Origin of the sequence: Sphingomonas sp. DC5200-1, from assembly GCF_049897245.1 — a bacterium.
GTDB classification, from domain to species: Bacteria; Pseudomonadota; Alphaproteobacteria; order Sphingomonadales; family Sphingomonadaceae; genus Sphingomonas; species Sphingomonas aquatilis.
In genome coordinates, this window is record NZ_JAFCVW010000014.1 from 1 (window position 1) to 19,715 (window position 19,715).

The 19,715-nt window shown below is 63.2% G+C and carries 17 protein-coding genes; 6 read left to right on the plus strand and 11 right to left on the minus strand.

All coding sequences use genetic code 11. The features are described 5' to 3' along the window. Nucleotides 1–174: 174 nt before the first annotated feature. Nucleotides 175–780 carry a recombinase family protein gene (locus tag ACP7A3_RS18980; RefSeq protein ID WP_026109404.1) on the plus strand — a complete coding sequence of 202 codons (606 nt, stop codon included), beginning with the start codon at nucleotides 175–177 and terminating at the stop codon, nucleotides 778–780. After that, nucleotides 777–2,135 carry a hypothetical protein gene (locus tag ACP7A3_RS18985; RefSeq protein ID WP_007015766.1) on the plus strand — a complete coding sequence of 453 codons (1,359 nt, stop codon included), beginning with the start codon at nucleotides 777–779 and terminating at the stop codon, nucleotides 2,133–2,135. The genes ACP7A3_RS18980 and ACP7A3_RS18985 overlap by 4 nt, the downstream gene beginning before the upstream one ends. 23 nt (nucleotides 2,136–2,158) lie before the next feature. Here ACP7A3_RS18985 and ACP7A3_RS18990 read toward each other — a convergent pair whose 3' ends face one another. The 6 genes from ACP7A3_RS18990 to ACP7A3_RS19015 all read right to left on the minus strand — a co-directional run bounded on the left by ACP7A3_RS18990 (nucleotide 2,159) and on the right by ACP7A3_RS19015 (nucleotide 9,549). Continuing rightward, nucleotides 2,159–3,370 (minus strand): hypothetical protein, encoded by a 1,212-nt coding sequence (locus ACP7A3_RS18990; protein ID WP_426256915.1) that lies wholly within the window; start codon nucleotides 3,368–3,370, stop codon nucleotides 2,159–2,161. Between the two features lie 11 nt (nucleotides 3,371–3,381). Then, the gene (locus tag ACP7A3_RS18995; RefSeq protein ID WP_426256916.1) at nucleotides 3,382–5,049 is read right to left on the minus strand and encodes a hypothetical protein; all 1,668 of its coding nucleotides are present in this window, start codon (nucleotides 5,047–5,049) and stop codon (nucleotides 3,382–3,384) included. Nucleotides 5,050–5,195: 146 nt separating this feature from the next. After that, nucleotides 5,196–5,876: a hypothetical protein gene (locus tag ACP7A3_RS19000; RefSeq protein WP_426256917.1), complete on the minus strand. Its 681-nt coding sequence runs from the start codon at nucleotides 5,874–5,876 to the stop codon at nucleotides 5,196–5,198. Between the two features lie 156 nt (nucleotides 5,877–6,032). Continuing rightward, nucleotides 6,033–7,706, minus strand: a complete 1,674-nt coding sequence (locus ACP7A3_RS19005) for a hypothetical protein (RefSeq protein WP_426256918.1) — start codon at nucleotides 7,704–7,706, stop codon at nucleotides 6,033–6,035. Between the two features lie 72 nt (nucleotides 7,707–7,778). Then, entirely contained in the window at nucleotides 7,779–9,101 is a 1,323-nt protein-coding gene (locus ACP7A3_RS19010) for a hypothetical protein (protein ID WP_426256919.1), read from the minus strand. Between the two features lie 16 nt (nucleotides 9,102–9,117). Next, nucleotides 9,118–9,549 (minus strand): hypothetical protein, encoded by a 432-nt coding sequence (locus ACP7A3_RS19015; RefSeq protein WP_426256920.1) that lies wholly within the window; start codon nucleotides 9,547–9,549, stop codon nucleotides 9,118–9,120. Nucleotides 9,550–9,892: 343 nt separating this feature from the next. Between ACP7A3_RS19015 and ACP7A3_RS19020 the strand changes: the two genes are divergently transcribed. From ACP7A3_RS19020 to ACP7A3_RS19035, 4 genes are all read left to right on the plus strand, one after another. Continuing rightward, nucleotides 9,893–10,738 (plus strand): TIR domain-containing protein, encoded by an 846-nt coding sequence (locus tag ACP7A3_RS19020; RefSeq protein ID WP_426256921.1) that lies wholly within the window; start codon nucleotides 9,893–9,895, stop codon nucleotides 10,736–10,738. Beyond that, nucleotides 10,735–11,274: a hypothetical protein gene (locus tag ACP7A3_RS19025; RefSeq protein ID WP_426256922.1), complete on the plus strand. Its 540-nt coding sequence runs from the start codon at nucleotides 10,735–10,737 to the stop codon at nucleotides 11,272–11,274. The genes ACP7A3_RS19020 and ACP7A3_RS19025 overlap by 4 nt, the downstream gene beginning before the upstream one ends. Before the next feature lie 346 nt (nucleotides 11,275–11,620). Further along, entirely contained in the window at nucleotides 11,621–12,259 is a 639-nt protein-coding gene (gene alkB / locus ACP7A3_RS19030; RefSeq protein WP_426256923.1) for a DNA oxidative demethylase AlkB, read from the plus strand. Between the two features lie 70 nt (nucleotides 12,260–12,329). Continuing rightward, complete coding sequence (locus ACP7A3_RS19035; RefSeq protein WP_426256924.1) at nucleotides 12,330–12,818, plus strand: hypothetical protein; 489 nt, start codon at nucleotides 12,330–12,332, stop codon at nucleotides 12,816–12,818. A gap of 2 nt (nucleotides 12,819–12,820) precedes the next feature. Here ACP7A3_RS19035 and ACP7A3_RS19040 read toward each other — a convergent pair whose 3' ends face one another. The 5 genes from ACP7A3_RS19040 to ACP7A3_RS19060 all read right to left on the minus strand — a co-directional run bounded on the left by ACP7A3_RS19040 (nucleotide 12,821) and on the right by ACP7A3_RS19060 (nucleotide 19,600). Then, entirely contained in the window at nucleotides 12,821–13,327 is a 507-nt protein-coding gene (locus ACP7A3_RS19040; protein ID WP_426256925.1) for a thermonuclease family protein, read from the minus strand. Next, nucleotides 13,327–13,527: a hypothetical protein gene (locus tag ACP7A3_RS19045; protein WP_426256926.1), complete on the minus strand. Its 201-nt coding sequence runs from the start codon at nucleotides 13,525–13,527 to the stop codon at nucleotides 13,327–13,329. Before ACP7A3_RS19045 ends, ACP7A3_RS19040 begins: the two co-directional genes overlap by 1 nt. Before the next feature lie 40 nt (nucleotides 13,528–13,567). Beyond that, nucleotides 13,568–14,344, minus strand: a complete 777-nt coding sequence (locus ACP7A3_RS19050; protein ID WP_426256927.1) for a DUF6927 domain-containing protein — start codon at nucleotides 14,342–14,344, stop codon at nucleotides 13,568–13,570. 100 nt (nucleotides 14,345–14,444) lie between these two features. Next, nucleotides 14,445–18,668, minus strand: coding sequence for a strawberry notch-like NTP hydrolase domain-containing protein (locus ACP7A3_RS19055; RefSeq protein WP_426256928.1), 4,224 nt, complete (start codon nucleotides 18,666–18,668; stop codon nucleotides 14,445–14,447). A 77-nt stretch (nucleotides 18,669–18,745) separates the two neighbouring features. Next, a complete protein-coding gene (locus tag ACP7A3_RS19060) occupies nucleotides 18,746–19,600 on the minus strand; it encodes a DUF7146 domain-containing protein (protein ID WP_426256929.1) in 855 nt (284 codons plus the stop codon). Nucleotides 19,601–19,715 lie beyond the last annotated feature (115 nt).

The following is a 19,715-nucleotide window of genomic DNA, read 5'->3' on the forward strand; positions in this document are numbered from 1 at the left end:
AGCGCAACGTGCCGGACCGAGCGGGAAAGCTGGCTTTATCAGTGCTTCCCCAAAGGAGCAGGCCGCAGGAGGCGACAATCAGTGATGTCACTTCGTGACATTTACCGCTGAAAGCTACAAATTGGTGCATGCTGTTTCCGCCTCCAGATACGGCCGTTTGTGAAAGAGACGCAGATGACGCGCGAACCCTATCTGATCGGTTATGCCCGCGTGTCGAAGGGCGACGACCAGTCGAACGCCGCGCAGCGGCGCGCGCTCGATGCGGCCGGCTGCAAGCGGGTGTTCGAGGAGACCGCCAGCGGTGGGCGGTGGGACCGACCCAAGCTTCTGGAGATGATCGGCCAGTTGCGCGACGGAGACGTCGTCGTCGTCTGGAAGCTTGACCGGCTGTCGCGCAGCCTAAAGGATATGCTGCACATCATGGAGCGGATCGAGCTGGCAGGCGCGGGCTTCCGCTCACTGACCGAGGCGATCGACACCACCACCGCGGCAGGGCGGATGATGATGCAGATGGTGGGAAGCTTCGCCGAGTTCGAGCGGGCCATGATCCGCGAGCGTACCAGCGCCGGCCTTGCCCAGGCTCGCGCAGAAGGACGGATCGGCGGGCGTCGGCCCAAGCTCGGCGACAAGCAGCGCCGCGAAATCGCCGAGTCCGTCACGTCCGGCCGCAAGTCCGGTGCCGAGATGGCGCGGCTCTACGGCGTCAGTGAACCCACCGTCTCGCGCATCGTCGCCGCGCACCGCCAGCAATTCAGTCAGCAGCAGAGGGAACAGGCATGAAGCGTGGTCACGATCTGTCCGGCGTCATGAAGTTCGCCACCTCGCCGGCCTGGGGCGAGCATCTGGGCGAGGCGCTCGGCGATCATCTCGGGCTGGCGATGGAGGAGTTCGACTTCGAAGCGGACGAGCTGGCGGACATCGTCGGCGATCATTGGGCCGGCGTGTTGTGGGGATGCGCGTTCGAGGATCTGCTGACGCGCACCATCCAACCCGACCGGAACATCGTCGATGACTATATTCGGCGCCGGGGCTGGAATGAGAGCGGCCCGACCAAAATCTACCTGCGTGCCCTTCGATCGTCAGTGATGAGCCTCCACGAGGTCAGCGAGGTCGAGCCCGGCAGCGGCTTCCTCGTGCGCGACCTGATCCGGGGCGGCGAGCCGCTTCGAGTATCCGAGCGCAGCGCCTCGCAGACGCTGAAGCAATGGGACAGGATCGGTGCCCGCGTCGTGCAGGTCGGAGGCAAGCACCTCCTGTCGGGCGGCGTGCTGTCGTTCACGATGGAGGCGGCCGAGGCGCTCGTCGCCGATCTACGGCGCTCGAAGGGCAAGCGCAGCCCGCGCACCGCGTTGAACCTAGACGCCGACGATCTGGCTGCACTTCCGGCCCTCATCAGCACGGCATGGCTGTTCGATGTCGTTCCCAAGACCATGGGACCGGCGCCCATCCCCACGCTGCACAACATTGATGGCGAGGAGGTGATGTTCCACCGCGTGCGCTTTCCCTTCGCACGCGGCGTGACCCAGGCGCTGGTCGGCGAGCGGCTTGATACTGTCCCTGCGCTTCAGCGGGAAACCACGCACTTTTGGAACTGGCTGGGCGAGAAACCGAACGGAAAAGCGAAAAGCACCGGGCGCATGGCGTGGGGTGTGACGATGGCGGACGGCACCCCGGTGCTCGGCAATGTCGAATTGAAAGGCCGCGCCCTGATGCTCGCCGTCACCTCGGCCGAGCGAGCGAAACGCGGCACCGCGCTTATCAACGATGCGCTCGCCGGGTTGGTCGGCTCGCCGCTGACCACGATTGAGACGGTCGAACAGGCCATGGCGGCGCGGGCCGAGGGGCTGACATCATCCGAACCGGCACCCGCCATTGCGCCAGAGGTTGCAACCCCGCTCATCCATGCCATGCTCGACCGTCAGTACCGCGCGACGCTCGATGAACCCGTCGGCATGCTCGGCGACATCACCCCGCGCGCAGCCGTTCAAACTGCCGCAGGCCGGCACCGAGTAGCCGGGTGGCTCAAGCATCTCGAAAACCGCAGCAGCAGCCAACTCGACGCGAACGACCCGATGGCCACCTACGACTTCACTTGGATATGGCGCGAACTTGGCATCGAGAACCTGCGCAAATAGTTCGCTACCCCTGACGTCGATGCCTACCGTGAATCCGTGTCCCTACAATGCACAGAGGCCGAGAAGATCCTGCCGCGCGGGCTGCTCGGGTTGATGAACTGCGCGATGTGCCTCCGGCAAGCCGCCCAATCGGACGGGGGCGGCATCGGCGGGACAGCGAGGGGCACGAACCCCGTCTGCAGTCCAGTCATCTCGCCCAAGATGGGCGGGTCGAGCGCGAACTGCGCGTCGAGATGGTTTAGGAAGGGCTCAAACTCCTCGAGCAGCCGGCCTGCGATCGACGAGGTCGCAGCATGCTTCCGAGCGAGCACACGAATGTCCTGCGCCTGCAGCGGCGTTTTGGTGAGGAAGCGAAGATAGATGACCTCGTCGAACAGCGGCTCGCGGGCGTGGCCCGGCACCGCTTCAACAAGAGCCAAGGCGTCGTCCAGCTGATCGGTCTCGGTCAGGTCCAGCACACGCTGCCAGTGCGGATCAGGATCCCAAGCCCCTGCATCGGGGTCGGGTAAATCATCCGGCAGACCAGCGCCGTCTGGCCCACGCCACTGGGTGCGCAGCAGCCACGCCTTATGGCTGTAGCCCATCGCGTGGCCGTTATCCTGCCAGATGCGCGCGATCGGTAGCGCGGGATCAAGAGGATTGGCGGTCCAGCTCTCGCCTGGTGCTATGCCATCCGGACGCATGGCATAGACGATGTCGAAGCCCGCGGCCGCGAAGTCGCCCGAAGCGAGCTCACCGATCGCCTCGACGAGGCGGTGGAACAGGCGCACCTGGTCCTTGCGCACGCCAATCGAAAGCAGGACGCGGCCGCGACCGGAAGTCTGTCGCGAGACGGCCGGCGCATAGGCGGCGAGCTCGATCGCTCGCTGCCGCCGAATGCCCGGACCTTCGAGGAAGTGGATTCGGTGGCTGATCTCGTCGGGAAAGTCAGGGTAGCTGAGCGCGACGGCAATGCTCGCTTTGCGCGCGCGTACCTTGGGCGGCGGTTCCGGACCATATTCAGCGAGGAGCGCGCCGCAGAGCGCCGAGAGCTCGGCGAAGTGGGCCGCGGCTGGCGAGCCGCTCGGCCGCTTGGCCGCGAGCGTCGCATACAGCTTCTGCCATTTGGCGAGGTCCTTGCGGTAGAACTCTCGGAAGGTCCTGTTACGAAGCGATGCCTCGTACAGCTTGGCGGCTGACCGGAAGGCGGAGAGGCCCTCGGCTCCAGTTTCGGGCGGTGGCGGCTTGAGGAGCACGGGACAGCGTCTCAGTCGTAGGACGGCGAGCCGTCGGCCCAGCCCGCCGCCTGCCATAAGATGTCGAACTGCTCTCGCAGGCGCGGCTGGAACGGCGCACCGAGATCATCGGTTTCGAGGTGCGGTAGGACAAGCTCCGGGCGGCGAATCTTCCGCCCGCCAGGCCGCGCTCTCTGGAGCACGACGTCCTCCACCCCGCGCAAACCGACGCTGGCGATGCCGGGACCGGGCAAGCCGATGGTGGCAAGGATGCCGGCGAGCCGCTCAAAATGCTCGACGATCGCCGCTTCAAGGGCGCAGCCATCGACCACGATTTGAGGATCATCGTCGATCCGGTCGCCGATCGTTATCTCGAACTCGATCATGCCAGGTCGAACGAGGCGGGTGAGCCATCGCGTCTCCGGATTGTTGTCGGTCCGGATCAGCGGCAGGCCATAGCTCCACCATTGCCGCTCATCAGAATCCTCGGCGACCTTGACGTTGGTATCCGGCGGAAAGCGGCGCGCGCCCCAGATCACCGCCTTGGGAACAAGCCGCGGCCTCTCCATACCGGCAAGTGGCACGAGCCGCAGCACCATGCTGGGCGCTTGCACGATCTTCGGAACCCCGCCGCGGGCGCGATCGGCCGCCAGTTCCTGTAGCGCCGCGCGTGCAGCCTCCCAACGCGTGTCAACCGGGCGTGGCACCGCAGGCGCCGCAGCGACCCGCACTCGCGATCGACCCGCCTTTTCGAACGCGTCGATCGCGTTGACCAGCGTCTCCGCCCGCGCGTTCAGCTCCTCAATGATGGCGAGCGTCGCCGGCTGGATACCGCGCCGCACATCGTCGTCCGTCTTGGGCCAGCCCATCTCGGGGTTGCGGTCCATGACGTAGATCCGCTCATCGATGAGCCGGATCAGCGAAGCGTTGGAGTCACGGAGCGCCTTGCCGGCCTCCTGAAGGACCGGGTCCTCAAAGTCGAACTCGGCGCCCGCCCAAGCCACCGCCATCTCGTCCAGCGGGTCGAGCATTTTGCGGCGATAAGGCGTGCCGAAGCTGTGCTCGCGCAGGAACTGGCGCAGCTGCTCGGGCAGCTGTGCCCGGTAGCGCTGCAGGAGCGCGACATCATGAGGGTGCGGCTCGGCCGGCGGCGGCGGGACGCGTGCCGCGCGTAGCACCTCGTCGGCGAGGATCCCGCGAAGCGCCTCTTCTAGCGCGCGCTGCAGGCCTGCGCGCGCCGCCTGCCGCTCCTCGTCGCCGGCGTCAGGTGGGCAGTGATAGAGGATGGGCCGGCGATAATGCCGCAGGTCGAAAGGCAGAGGATGCTCGTCGGGGTGGCCCATAGCGGTGTTCATCACGCCGATGAGGCTGCGCCAGCCGCGCGACTGCAGCGCATAGCCGTGCTCGAGGAGGACGTTCGGGTTGGGCGACCGCTCGGCATTGGCGCGGGTGGCAACGTGCGTCAGATCGGAGAGGAAGGCCGCGGCCCGGTCGATCTTGTCGAAGATGGTGTCGGCAAGCGGCGGCATACCGGGCACGTCCAGCGTGTCGCGGTCCGCTTGGAGCTCGCGATCGGCCGGGTCGACATCGGCGTCGGCGTTGATCGCCCGGATCGCGCGATCGAGTGCCCACTGGACCAGCCCTCTCCCGACACGGTTTTCCGTATCACTTTGCCAGGAGTAGAAGATGTGGTGCGGCATGCAGGGACGAGTCTCGAAGAGGCGGGAACTCCACTGCTATCACGCCTTCCAACCCTGATCAGCACCAACGCAGCAGGGTCTTGTCATCAATGACACTTTACCTAGAGCGAATGGGTAAAGTGTCACAAATGGCACTTCTGTTGAGCTTATAACCTTTTGGGGCCCGACAGCATCATCCTCGTTTTAAGATTTCCATCCGGCCTCCGGTTCAGATCGATGACGTGGCCCGCCGACGGCTCGAAGGTCAGCAGCTCTGCCGCCGTTTCGTAGGATGTGTTCGGCCCGAAAAAGCGCGACGTGCCGTGCCACCTCTGGCCTTCGATCAGCCGCATTCGGAAGGTGCCGATCGGCGCGGGCGCCGTCACCCTCTCGTGCTTCGCCACATAAATCGAGAAGATATGCCGATCGGTCAGCGGATCGAAAAACTGGACGACAGCGTTCGCGGCCCCAGCAGCGATGGTCAGGCTGCTCCTGAGGGCTTCCGCTTTCAACGAGGTCGCGGCGGTGACCGAGCCCGTCTCGGGAAAAGGTGACGCTGCAGCGAAATCCGGTATCCACCCCTCGCGCTTTGCCGCTCCATACATCGGCACAAGGATCAAGATCGCCGAGAGAAGGAAGGTCCATTTCTGCCAGGGATGCGGACCGACGCCCAGAGCGCGCCGGTACCGGCGCTTGCGATAGTCGTGGCCGATGTTTCTGGCGTCAAACCAGAGTTCATGGTCTTCAAGACGTCCTTTGGCGTCGATCCACGATGCACTCCCCAGCCGCGCAGCCTTGCTTTCTGCACGCCGCCGCTCGCGCATATACTCGCGATCATCGAGCCCCATGATCGCCCCCTCGGTTCGAAGGTCGCAGGGGCAAATCGTGGCCGTCTCGCGATCGCTCTGCGAGAGCTAGGAGGGGCGCGAGCGCCTCACGGACATGGGTTAGCGTCGGCCTGGTCTTTCCCGCGATCCGGATCGTCGTGTAGCCAGCGCGGGACGTCATCGCATCGCGCTTGCCGTCGGTCGTAGCGTTGTGGGAGTAATCGTCGATCTCGACCAAGGCGACGACCGCGCCGGTCGCCCGGTCCTGCAGGTCGCTCGTGCTGCCCAGGACAGTCCCGCACTGCGATACGCGACCGCCAAATGGGAGAGTGCATCTTCGAGACTGTGGCTATGTTCCTTCTTGGTGAGGTGCAGGACGGCCTTCGAGAGCAGCCTGATCATCTCAAAATGCCTGGTCAGCTCAAGCTTCTTCGCGCGGCGCAGCAGGAGTAAGGCCCCTTGCGACTCACCTTCACGCTCCGCCACGAAATCCGCGAGTTTGTCGATCAATTCCGCGTAAGCGGGATCGTCGCCGGCCACCGCCTCCGCGGCCTCTATCAAATTTGCGACACGCTCCGCATCGAACTCGCCGAGCCCTCTGGCTCGATCAATAATGTCGGCGTAGCCACGCCAAATGGCGGTCAGCGCACCGGCATCCCTGCTCATCGCCGCCCAGTTCATCTCGATGTGTAGCAGTGCTGCGTCGGCCTCGAGCTGGTTGTTTGGCCGCTCGCCGTCCTCGCTCATAGGCGTCAGCAGCTCGGCGATCCTAGCGATGCGCTTGTCGAGCTGAATGGCGTCCCGGCCCGCGTGTCCGTGGAGGACCGCGGTGAACAGAAGTTGGCCCAGGTTGACGAGAAATCCGAGCGTTCGCGCGTGCGAGGCTTCGCTGGCGAGCGCTTCGATTGCGTCAAACTCATCGTCGAAAAAGGCGAAATCGTCGTACCACCAGACCGCCGTCCAGATGCGCTCGTACCGAGCTTCTACCCTCTGATGGAGGTTGCCATGCTTGTCCGCGAGACGGATCGCACGATCGAATCGCCCGTCAGTCTCGACCCTGGGCTTTTCCATCCCACGCGACAGCTTTGCCGCGACGAGGGCGTCAAGAATATGATCGCGGCCGATCCCCGGCCCGGACGCCGCACGAGCCAGGTCTCGTTCGATTTCGTCAAGTTGCTGCAGGCGGGAGTAGTCGGTCGGGCCAAGCTTGCTCTCGTCGGTGATTTCCTTGCCGACCCCGAGATAATTATAGGCAAGGTCCTTGCGCTCATGGTCGAGAACCTGGTCGATGACCCAGGTGCGGTCGTGGATCGTGATCGGAACGCCGGTGCTTTGTGAAAGCTCGTCTTCGAGCGCCGCGCGTTCCTTCGATTTGATATACTGGCTCGTCACGCAAATGATGCGGTCATAGCTACGACCGGTCTTTATTAGCCCGTCGACATCCTTGCGAATCTTTCGCTTCCATTCCCCCTTCGCGCTGAATGCAAAGCCCCAGCGTTCGCGGCCCGAATTGGCTTCGCCCTCGAAGAAGATATCGCTGAGTTCCTCGGCGACGGGAAAGCTCTCGCCATCGGCCTTGCTGTCGCCGCCGCCATCTGGCCCGGTTTGCGCTCTAAGGTTGGGACAGATCGCGCGCTCGCAGAGTTTTCTGCAAAAAATCTCGAAATCGTGAGTCTGGTTACGCCGGGTCAGGGTCTCAAGGTGATGATCGAAGACCGCTCTGTCGAGCTCATAGTCCGTCCGACCAGCGGTGTCGGAATAGATTTCCGGCCGCCTCTCCCGCAGGAACTGGGATGGCAGGATGCCCTGGGAATCATCGTCGGAATCGGTCGGGGCAGAAGCGCTCGCCATGGGAACAAGATTAGAACAGGTTCGCGCGCACGTCCATGCTGCTGGCAACCGGATCGGGGCATTACCCTGTCATCAAGACGAACCTGGATACTCCTCGACGTCCAACAGCTGCTCCTGCATCTTGCCTTCGACGAAATAACCAAGGTCGCGGCGAATATCCTCGGCTTTTTGAGCCTCCTCCGCGGTCCAATCAAGGGTATCGAGATAAACCAGATCTTCCGACGATCCCTCGCCGCCGGGGGCATCTAGGCCGATGCCGACAATGAAGCGTGCTTGCGGGCGAGCAGCCTTCGCGGCGTAGCAACGAAGAACAAGTTCCTGCGACCGTTGCGTTCGGTACTCCTCATATTGGTCGCGGCGCGCGCCAGGCCCCATCAGCAGTACATAGAGGACATTCAGATCCTGCGATGGAAGAATGGACCCGATCCAGCCACCGCGCGCTCGCTCGGCGCGATCCTCGATCGCCTGTGACAGGATGCGTCTGTAGAACCGGCTTTCGCTTGCCATGACCCGAACGAGGCGCTCATGGTCTGACATTGTCGTTTCGTTGCCGAACTGGAGTTCCTCGGCAAGATAGAGCCGGGTCACGCGATCGATCAGCCGGTCCCACAGGCGATGGCGGCGGTTGAGTTCGCGGCCTTGCTGAAACGGCTGCTGCGCTTCCACCTGTCGCCAAAGATTTGATTGAAGCACGAATTCCTGCTGGGCGTCGGGGAATGTGCGGCCATGATGGAGATAATAGGCAAGCAAGTCCGCTTCCGTCGGCGCCCCCTTGAATTTGCCTCCCGCCACAAGATCGGCTTTTGCATCGAGATATTCCACAAAGTCGCTGATGGTATCGAGCTCTCGCATCACCAAGGCGAGTGAATCTGCATCGAAGACGTGGAGGAAGCCGTGTGCTTCGGGCACGGTTCCGATGCGGAGCGGCGCCTCATCGTCTGTGGCGGTAAAATCCAATCCGAGCATCGGCTGACCGGTTACGCGGCGGCAATGTCCCGCTGCACCTGTCGCGACGCAAATACGATGAATTTTGAGAGTGTCAGGAGGCGGCAGGTCGATGGGCAACGGTTCCGTTGCCTTAGCGTCGAGAAATATGCGGGTCGGCTGACTTCGAAGCCAACGTTCGGCCTGTTGCACCTGATGGGCAGATTTTGCGACGGCACGCGAATACCAACGCTTCCAGTCCAGCTCGGGATTATCCGTTTCTGGATAGGCGCAGCTCTTGTCCGAAAAGAGGAGGACGTCGTTGCGAAAGACGACCATGAGGTCGATCATTTCCTTTGCGGCCTTCTTGAACAGATTTGGGTATGTCCACAGCGCAAAGAACGATTGCTCGCATAGCGAGGCAAGAAGCGCTTCGGACTCTGTCAGCCCCTCGGATTTTGTGAAGCGCATTCGCCGTAACCCTTGCTCAATCGTGCGGGAGGTGCCCGAAGGCCATCGCTTCCGTCAGCACGGCGTGCGCCTCTTTGACCAGCGTAAGGTCGCGATCCCACTGCCCCTCTGGTCCGCCTGTGAATTTTTCTCCGTGAAGAAAGCTATTCCGCACGCGACATACGCCTTGAACTATCAACTCGTGCACGTTGGTGAGCGGCGAGGTTTTCTCTGGTGACCAAATCATGTCTGCCATCAGTCGACGCGGTGGATCGCCAATGAGTGTCTTGGCGATCTCCTTCTCGACTATATGCGCGAAAAAGTCCGCGCCGAGATCGCCGGCGAATGAGTCCCAGTCTGCCTCGGCGACGTCCTTGCTCTTTCGAAGGTATTCGGAGCGCTTGAGCGCATATTCCGCCCGCCCGAAATCAAGTGCGAACGCTTTGGCAGTTTCGTAGGGGTTTTCCATTGCACCGCATATTTGGTGCTGCCCCGCCACTTCCCGCAAGCCTTAAGGCAACAATTGCGATTGTAGCGGCTTGCGCTTCCCCGAAAGAGCCCAAAGAAGACATAGGCCGGCGGCGTCACCAGCAGTTCGTCGGCTGGAATACTGCCACTGAGCCGCCTGCTGCCCGTCCCGAAGATCTGCGCAGCCCGGTCACCCGGCGAGGCGCTTCACGTGGTGGCGGGATTATCGCGTGACAGCGGTCACGGACCGAATCGTCAACGCCATCTGGAGTTTACCATCGCGTGCAGTGGCTATCGACAAAATGAGAAGCTAGGCAGACGCGAATGATTCTCGGAGTAATGGGATGACGGGGGACGCAACGGCGAACGGCGGCAAGTCGGTGTTCATTAGTTACGCCGCTCAAGATCGCCCTACTGCGCAATTGCTTGCGTTGCGACTTCAGGATGCGGGCTTGGCGGTCTGGCTCGATGCGGACCTTCGACCGGGAGACCAGTGGCAGGATGTAGTCGATCGAAAGCTTCGGGCCAGTGACTATTTTATTGCGCTTATATCGGCTGCATCAATAAACTCAGCCCACTTTCACGACGAAGTAATGCAGCGTGATTTCGTTCGAGGATTGAGCGATCGCTCAATTCCGATCATCCCTATCCTGCTCGACGACGTGGAGGTCCCGCAGGAGATGCGCGATCTCCTCCACCTTGATTTTCGCTCAGACCCGCGAGCGGCCCTGGAGAAGCTCGTTGAGACGCTCGCGCCAACGATCGAAATCGATTTCTCGACCTTGTCGCCTCATCGTTTCGAAGACCTCGTTGCCGATTTGCTCGCTGGCTTGGGCCACGAGCCCCAGCGCGAAGCTTCATTCCAAGGCCGCCAGTTCGATTTCCGGTTGAACTTCGAACGCTCTGACCCCTTCGGCGGGAATATGTCCGAGGAATGGCTGATCGAAGTCAAGCACTACAGCGCGGGCCGGTTGAGCGTAGCCGTTATGACCGAGTTTGCCCATTTGGCGATGGTGGCGCGCGACCAAAATACCCGCATATCTCTCGTGACGAGTAGCCAAGTCACGTCGGCCGCCAGGCAGGTCGTCGCCGTGGCACCTATCCGCCTAGTCGAAGGCGTAGAGCTAAAACGTCTCCTCCTCGCGCAGCCGGAGCTTCTCCGCAAATATTTCGGTCCGCGATTCAAATGAGCATCGCGAATGATATTCGAGCCCGGCTTCGCGCCTGCAAAGCAGGGCACGGCGGCTGGAGCGAGTTCGAAAACGCGTGCACGGAAGCGCTCAGCTACTTATTCGTACCGCCACTCGCCAAGCCTATCATACAACCAAGAAGCTATTCAGGCATCGACCGGCGCGACGCCATTTTTCCGAACCGATGTCACGACGGCGGCAGCAACTGGGCCCACCTCTATAAAGAGCTCGATGCGAGGATGATTCTCTTCGAGTTCAAGAACTACGACGCCAGCGAAATCGGAAAAGATGAGGTTAATCAGACACGTAATTACCTGTCAAAGCCGATGGGTCGGTTGGCGGTGCTGTGCACGAACAAGGCACCGGAGCGACAAGCCCATATCAAGCGGAACACGATTTATAGCGAGGACAAGAAGGTCATTCTGTTCATCACGACGGCCGACTTGATCGAGATGATCGCGATCAAAGAGCGCGGCGACGATCCGTCCGATCTCATCCTTGATCTGGTTGAGCTTTTCTACGTGCAACACGAGTAGCGGGCCGGCCCATATTCGCCGGTCTCTTTGGATGTGTGGCCCGCTGCGTCGTCAACCAAAGGCTACCTCCTCGTTTACGTGTAAGGTGGCGGCGTCTACTGCCCACCGCACAAGGGTCGTCAGAGCTGCATAACAGTTTTTAGAATGCTGCGGGACTAGCGACCAGGACCTCTGCTGAGGCGCGTTGCCGCCAGAAGTCTTTATCACAAACCCGCGGCAGCTTCCGGCAGAACCTGCGGTTAGACGCTCGATCGGCCAACGGCGTAATCTGGTCGTAAGCTGACCTGGTAGCACGTTCCGGGATCTGATTGACCGCGGGAGCGACGGCTCGGTACCGTGTCGCACGATGCGTGATTTGTTGGCCTTCGACCGACGCGATCTGCAGCTCGATTCCGGCGCGACGCTGCTCGCGGGGTTCGCGCTAAAGTTCGATCAGGCACTGCTCGATTCGGTAGCGGCGATCGCGATCGCTGCGCCGTTCCGCCACTTGGAGACGCCCGGGGGTAGACGCATGTCCGTGGCCATGACCAATGCCGGGAGGCTCGGCTGGATCTCGGACCGGCGCGGCTATCGCTACGGCGACACCGACCCGTTGAGCGGCCTTGCCTGGCCGGCGATGCCGGCGCTCTTCCGCCAGCTGGCGAGCGACGCTGCGGCGGCGGCGGGATTTGACCGGTTCGAGCCCGAGGCGTGCCTCGTCAACCGCTACGAGCCGGGCTCGAAGCTGTCGCTTCACCAGGACCGGGACGAGCGCAATCTCAACCAGCCGATCGTGTCGGTGTCGCTCGGCGTCGATGCGATGTTCCTGTGGGGCGGGCAAATGCGCGGCGACCGCGTCCGCCGGTTCAGGCTCCATCACGGCGACGTGGTGGTCTGGGGTGGGCCGGCGCGCCTCACTTATCATGGCGTCGACACGCTCGTCTGCGCCGCACATCCGCTGACGGGAGAGCTCCGCTACAATCTTACCTTCCGCCGGGCCGCCTGATCACGTCCCGTTCAACGGATTGACGGGCGCGACTGTTCACGGTACGTTCTGCTGGCGCAGGAGATTGTCAATGCCAACCACGCTTTTCCGCAACCGCTTCGATGTCGACATCACGTTGCGAGACGCAGCGCTCGATACCGAGAACCGGCCGACCCGGCGCATGATCGCGAACGCCGCGATCGGGATGCATGTCGAGGACGCTTATTACTCGACCCGCGAGCTGCGCGAGGCGGTGCGCTGGATTCATGAAGGCGTGCCGGCGGGCAAGCTCAAGCTCGCTGCGATCCTCGCCAACGACGGCGCGGACGATTTTCAGCGCTGCCTGTATTTCTGCCTCGCAGGTCGCGGCGTCGTAGGCATGCTCGACGATCTCGAATGGCTGGAAGATCTGCTTGAGCGACGCGGACGCGTGGCCGGTGAGCAGAAGCGTCTCAAGGCCTCGCTGATGCCGCTGACCAACCCTTATGTCGCCGACGCGCCCGACGGACCGTTGGTGACGATGGATGGCGGGTTCGAGCAAGGTCCGTCCTGGTGGGCCGACCCGGCGCTGTCGGCCTGAGTTCATCGCTCGCAGGCTAGGCGCTCGCCGTGTCGCCAGCGCGACGGCTCGATCCACGTGCCGGCGAAAGCGCCCGCCCGCCGTGCGCGCGCTTGTGCGAACGCCGTTCGATAGCGTGTCGCGCGGCCGGGATCGTGGCGTAGATACTGGGCCTCGGGCACGGCGAATCCGGCGCGGATAATCTGCTCGCCGAGGTCGCGACCATCGACCGTGACGCTCGCCACCGGCCGCCCGTAAGAGCTGGTAGCGGTTAGATGGATGGTGGCGGAGGTCGCGCGTAGCGCTCGTGCCGCGTAGTCCTGCGCAGCCTTGCCGCATTGCCAGCAGCCCGATGTCTTCCGGCAGAGCTGGCGCCGCTCGAATGCGTCGACGCCGAGCAGCCGAAAGTCGACCGCGACCGTATCGCCGTCGAGCGCCCGTGCTTTGGCGTCGAAGCGCTGGGTGGCGGCCGGCGCGCTGGGGACGGCGCAGGAGACCGCCGCGAGTGCAAGGAGCACGATGCGGCGCATCAGGAAACCATCTCCACTTCGACATGGTCGCCCGCAACGGTCGTCGTGCAGACGCGGAAAGGCTGAAGCGGGTTCGCTGTCCGCACGATGCTGACGCGGCCCGGCCGTTCGTCGAACAGGCGCGAGGCAACACGGTTGGCGTTTTCCCGGCTGCATAGGAGGAGTCGCTTCGGCGAGAAGCCAGGGCTCAAGGCAAACATAACAGATCCTCTTCGGAGGGCATGATAGTGGCCAGCGCGCTCAGGCAAAGATCGTCTTGTGGACCTTCGTCACCGGAACAATCTGCCAATCCAGTTCCATGAACCGGGTGATGCGGTAGCGACCGTGCGAATCAGGTGCCCGGAAGCTGAGCCTCCGGCCGCGCTTCTCGACGATGAACTCGTGGCCGACATGGCCGTCGGTGAAGCTGAGCGGCACCGCCAGCCTGATCTGGTCGCCGTCCGCGATCTTGCGCGCGCGCCGTGCAAGGGTCTCCGCACACCGGCGGCGCCAGTCGCGTGCATGCTCGTTGTCTGTTGGGCTCAGCATCGTGAGGATGGTCTTCGGACAACGGTCCTCACAGGAAACCGCCCAGACATCGGAGATGCGGGTCCGGCTCGCGCCGAGCCGCGCGTAGAAGCGGTCGACCTTGTCCTCAACGCGGTCTCCATCGGAAGACTCGGCCTCGCTCCCAACGCCTTGACCCGTTCCGGAGAAGTCGCGCCAGCTCGTAAGCTCGGCGTCGATCTGCTCCAGGAACAGGTCGAACGCCGAGAAGGCGCGTGACACGCCAGCCTGGCCGAGGTCTCGGACCGCGAGGGCGAGATCGTCGCCCACGTTGTTCCAGTCCGGCATCCCTCCCCAGAGATCGGCGCGGGCGTCCACGCGCTGCTTGATCGCAGCAACACTGACGCCCACTTCGAGCTCGTCGGCAAGAAAGCCGAGCCCAATCGCCTGCATTTTCAGCGATCGGTTCAGCCGCTCGTGGAAGCGGTGGAAGCGAAGGATCGCCTCCGTATTTCCGGTTGTGATGTCCATGGTTCCTTACTGGTGCAGGCTTGCGCGACCATTCAAGCGCGCTTTGTGGTGGCGCCGCGACAAAGCGCACGAAGCTGGCGGTCCGTGGCTATGCAGGTGCTTACGCCGCTTCGCCCAGAACCCGATGGAGTGTCTCGCTCGCCGAGGACGCGGGGAGGAAGACGCGGGTTCGATATTGAATAACTTCAGTGAAGCACCCTACAGACTTGAGCCAAGCGAGCTGCTGGGCCGGGGCGCCGACAAGCTCGATCCGCGGCGAGCCGTTCACCAGCGAGCGCTTGATCGTCATCGGGAAGGGCCGCGTCAGATCGACGCTGCGGCCAGCCGCCGCAGACTTGACGATATCGGTGACCGGCATGTTCTCAGCGCGGTCGATGCCGAGTTTGGTAAAGAGCTGCACGACATGCTCGTCGAAGACGAGACGTCCAAGCCAGCTGTTACCAGCTTTGTCGGCGATCCGATTGACCACCAGATGATCGCTCGGCAGCGCCGACCAGATCGGGAGCAGCAACCCGGTCGCGAGTCTGATTGTTTCGGTGTCGACCTTGTTCGCCGCCGCTTCTGACTCTTCGAGCCACTTGGCCGAGAAAACGTCGCGCTCGATCGGCGTCCAGGCGCTTTCGAACAGCTCCTGCTCCCGCACATATTCGCGGCGTGTGGGACGCATAAGTTCGAACCGCGGAATCGGAGTTCCCTCCTTCTCCTCCATCAGCGAGCGGGCGCGGGTCTGCAGCGCGACCATCCCGGACTTGGCGTTGATCAGGAAGGTCGCCGTCGCATCGCTGTCGGCGATGTGCAGAATCCGGGTGAGGGAGACCGGCGTCCTGCGGTGGGCGATCTCGATCGTAAGGAGATGCGAGGTCGCGCCGCTGACCGGATCGGTGCGCAGCACCGTGTCGTCGATGAGCGTCGCCGTATCGACCAGGATAGTTTCTACTCCGACATCCAGGCGGCCGGCTTCGCGGGCCGCCGAGACCCGCGTTTCGACAAGCGAGAGGAACTCGTCGAAAATTTTGTTCTGAAGCGCGATCGGCAGCGCCAGGATGCGGTTGAGCCAGCGCTGGATCGGCGGCATCTCGTCCCTCATCACGCCGTCCTTGTCGCAAAGCTCCAAACCGGTGCGCCGCTCGAAATCCGCATGGGAAACACTGGTCAGCTTGCCGGCGACGAGCAGGTGGAACCAGCTGACGAGTGCGGCACAGGCATATTCGCTTTCAAGATTGTCGGCTGGATCGAACAGGTTCTGCCCGCCGGTCTGGCGTTGCCCTCGCGTGAGCGCACCAAGGCTGTCGAGCCGGCGGGCAATGGTGCTGGTGAAGCGGAGTTCACCCTTGCAATCGGTGGTGACGGGGCGGAACAGCGGCGTGCTCGCTTGATGTGTTCGGTGCGTGCGGCCGAGACCCTGGATTGCGCGATCGGCGCGCCAGCCGGGCTCAAGCAGCAGGTGGACCCGCTGCTCCTGGTTCACGACGTCGCGGGACGCATGGTATGATCGCCCCGTGCCGCCGGCATCCGAGAAGATCAGGACGCGCTTGCGGCCCTGCATGAAGGCGGCCGCTTCAGCCTGACTGGTCCGCGTGGAGCGGGTCTCGAGCTTCTGACGACCATCGCCGGTCAAAACGAGCCTCTTGGTGCGCCCGGTCACCTCGGCAACGTTGTCGTGGCCGAACTGCTCGAGGAGGCCGTCGAGCGCGGAGGTGATGGGCGGAAGAGCGCACAGTTGTTCGATTAGCTGCGCCCGCGCCGCCTGGGCCTCGGGATTGTAGACCGGGTTGCCGGCGTCGTCCTCCATGGGGGTCGAGCGCTGTGTACCCGTATCATCGGTGAGCACCCGCATCTGCCGCGTCGGGAAGGCGCGCTCGAGATAGTCGATGACGTATTCGCGGGGGGAGAGATCGATCTCGAGTTCAGCCCGCTCGTCGGGGCTCAGCGCGTCAAGTCGACGATCGAGGATCGACTCCGCTGTCGTCACGAGCTGCAGCACCACGGACTGGCCGTTTGCCAAATGGTCGCGGACTGCGGCGATCACGGTCGGTAGCTTCATCGACAGGAGGACCTGGCCGAAGAAGCGCTGCTTGGTGGACTCGAAACGTGAGCGGGCCGACGCCTTGGCGCCGCTGTTCAGCGTGGTGTTCTCCAGCCCGTCGACAATGCCGGTGAGCTCGAGTGCGCGCTCCATGTTCTGGTGTATGATAGACCAGGCGTCGGCGTAGGTGTCATAGATCTCCACCTGTGCGGGAGTCAGCTCGTGGCGCAGGATGTCGTACTCGACGCCAGCGAAACTCAGCGCCCGTGCCATGTACAAGCCGGTGGCCTTGAGGTCGCGCGCGACCAGCTCCATCGCCGCAATGCCGCCCTTGCGGATGCTGCTGATGAACTGCTCGCGATCGGCGAAGGCAGTCTCAGGCCCCCATAGGCCCAGTCGAACCGCGTATGCGAGATTGTTGACGTCGGACGCCCCGGTCGCCGAGGCGTAGAGCACGCGCGCGCCGGGCAGCTGGTTCTGGAGAAGGACGCCACAGATGCCCTGCTGGGATCCATCCTTGGCACCGAGAGCCCCCTCCCCGCCCGCGACGCCACCCATCTCGTGTGCCTCGTCGAATGCGATCACGCCCTCGAAGCCGGCGCCAGCCCAATCGACGATCTGCTTGAGCCGGCTGTGGTCGCTCCGCATCGAGCGCAGCGTCGGGTAGGTGACAAGGAGGACGCCTTGGTCGAGATTGATCGGCTCGTCGATCTTCCAGTTGGAGATGGGCTGGATGTCGCCGCTTAACCCGCCGAGCGCGGTCCAGTCGCGGCGTGCATCTTCGAGAAGCGGTGCGTTCTTGGTCACCCAGATGTTGCGTCGACGGCCCTGGAACCAGTTGTCGAGGATGCAGGCGGCGATCTGGCGGCCCTTGCCGGCGCCGGTGCCGTCGCCGAGGAAAAAGCCTTTGCGATAGGCATCTCCGTCCTCGACGAGCGTGAGGCCGACACCTTCCTTGTCGGGCTTAAAGCGTCCTGGAATGGTCTGCGTCCAGGCATGACCCGCATATACGATGGTTTCGAGCTGGGACGCGGACAGAAGACGCTCGGCGACGGTTCGCTCGGGCAGCGCCGGACGGTAATGCGGAACGGGGGCCGGGATCGATCCCATCGCCACCGATTCGACGAGTGGCGTCGGGTGCTCGCCGGCAGTGGCGAAGACGATCCGACTTGGCCGGTACGGAAGGTAGACCCCGGTCTGGTCGAGGAGCGGCGCAGGCGTGTCGAGCTTCTGGTACTCGACGGGGAGGACATCGTTACGGACGGGCGCGTGGTAGGCACGCGGTGCGGGACGACTGCTCTTGACCGCGCGGAACATCGAAATGCCGCTCGACCGCTTGGGCACCGGAGACGCCAGATCGGCCTGGACCTTCGATCTTTCGGGAACGGCGAGAACGTCCAGCAGCTCGTCGACCGAAGAGCGCTGGATAAAGGCGGGTGGCGCCTTGCCCGGAACCTTGTCGATCACGAAGAGGCGAACCGCGATCGAGGTCCCGTGCTTTAGATAGCATTTTTCCAGACGGATGGCGGTGTGGACAGTGACGTCCCGCAGCACCGTCTCGTAGAGATCGCGCATTCTCGCGCTCGGGCTGAACCAATCAGGCATGATTGTCACGAGGCGACCGCCTGTCTGAAGCCGCCGAAGCGCCGCCTGCAGATGGCGCACCGCCGCGTAAACATCCGCGCCGCGGCCGAGCGACCGGGAGAATGGCGGGTTCATCAGGATTAGCGAAGGTCGATCTTCATTCGCCAGAGTCGAGTTGATCGTCGCTCCATCGTGACCGGTAATGGCGGCATCCGGGAAGATGTCAGCCAAGCGCGCGCGACGGATAGGATCAAGTTCGTTGAGTTGGAGTGCCGCATGCGGTCCGATTTGCGCGACCAAGAGGCCGTTGCCGGCGCTGGGTTCCAAGACCACGTCCTCCGGCTGAACGCTGGCGAGCAGGACAGCGACGGCTGCGATGTCGACGGGCGTCGAAAACTGCTGCCAGTCGAGCTGCTCCTCGCTGCGAACCGTTTGGGTGGGAAGCCGGTCTGACAAAGCGATCAGGGCGCGAATGTCATCTGGGCTGGTCAGACTTATGGGGCTGGACCGTTGATGCAGGGCAAGCGCGTGCTCGAGCACTTCGAAGCTGGTGCGCTGCGACCAGCGTCCATCGGCATCCGAACCACCATAAGCCTTCCACATCACGTCGTTGAGCATTCGCCGCGTGATCACCAGGCCCGACGTGAGATGGGGTACGAGCAGGTGCGCTGCGCGATGGTCGGCGTGATCGACCGCGGTGAAAAGGTCGGACATGTTGGGATCTCCTGCGTGACTGCACCCTCGGCAGCATCACGCTCTCGATCCCCCTCCCCTTTTCCGGTGCCGAGCGCCTAGACGGTGACCTGCTGAGCGGCGGCGTCGAGGGCTTTCGCCCAGTCCTTGAATTTTGCCGGGGGTGGCGCTCGGCGGATGGTTAGACCCGGCCGCCCATAATAATTTTCGGCTTTATCTGCCGCGCGCCGGCCTTCAGGGTCATTGTCCTCGGCGATAAGCAGCGTATCGACTGCGGATGGGATGATGAGTTGATCGAGACGTCGGGCGCCAAGTGAGGCCCAGCAGGGGATGGCGTTTAGACGAGCGAAGGCTTCTGCCGTTTCGAAGCCCTCGGCAATCGCGAGGATGGTGCTCCCCTCCCCGCCCCGCCACGATCCGCTCCCTGGCGTGCCGAGCATTACTTTGCGCTTATATTCGGCGGTCACGACGTCGAGGAAAATTCGCTGGATAGCGACCAGCCGTCGAGATTCTCGAACGGCTATGAGCAGCGCCGGCTCGAAAACCGTTTTGGGCTTCGGCATGTACGGGCACCGTGGATGGAAGCGGACGTCGCGCGGCGGCGGAAGGAGGTGGCGGCGAGCGAGATAGCGCTCAGCCAAGGTGCCTCGAACATCGCCAGCCTGATCCCAGAGCCGCTCGATATTGGCCGCACGCTGCATATTGGTTGAGTCGGGCGCCAGATAGTGACGACTCGGTCGGACCCGGCGGAGTTCCCTCAGGACGTCTTCGCGCGAGCATCCGGCAAAGCAGGTAACGAGGATCCCTCGATCACCTTGCCGGATCGACAGGCTTGGATCGCTATCGTCGTGCGCCGGGCAGCGGCACATCGCGATATAGCCTGTCCAGGTGCCGCCGAGGGCCCCGACCATGTTGACTAGTTCCTGCGTTGGTCTCTTGGCTGTAAGCGGCATAGCTGCATCTCCTGCTCGCCAGCCTGGACCCCTCTCCCCTCCTCAGCGTCGTGGCAGTTGTTCACGGATGCGACTCGAGTGAGCTTTCCCAAAGAATCATCTTTGAAAACGCCGC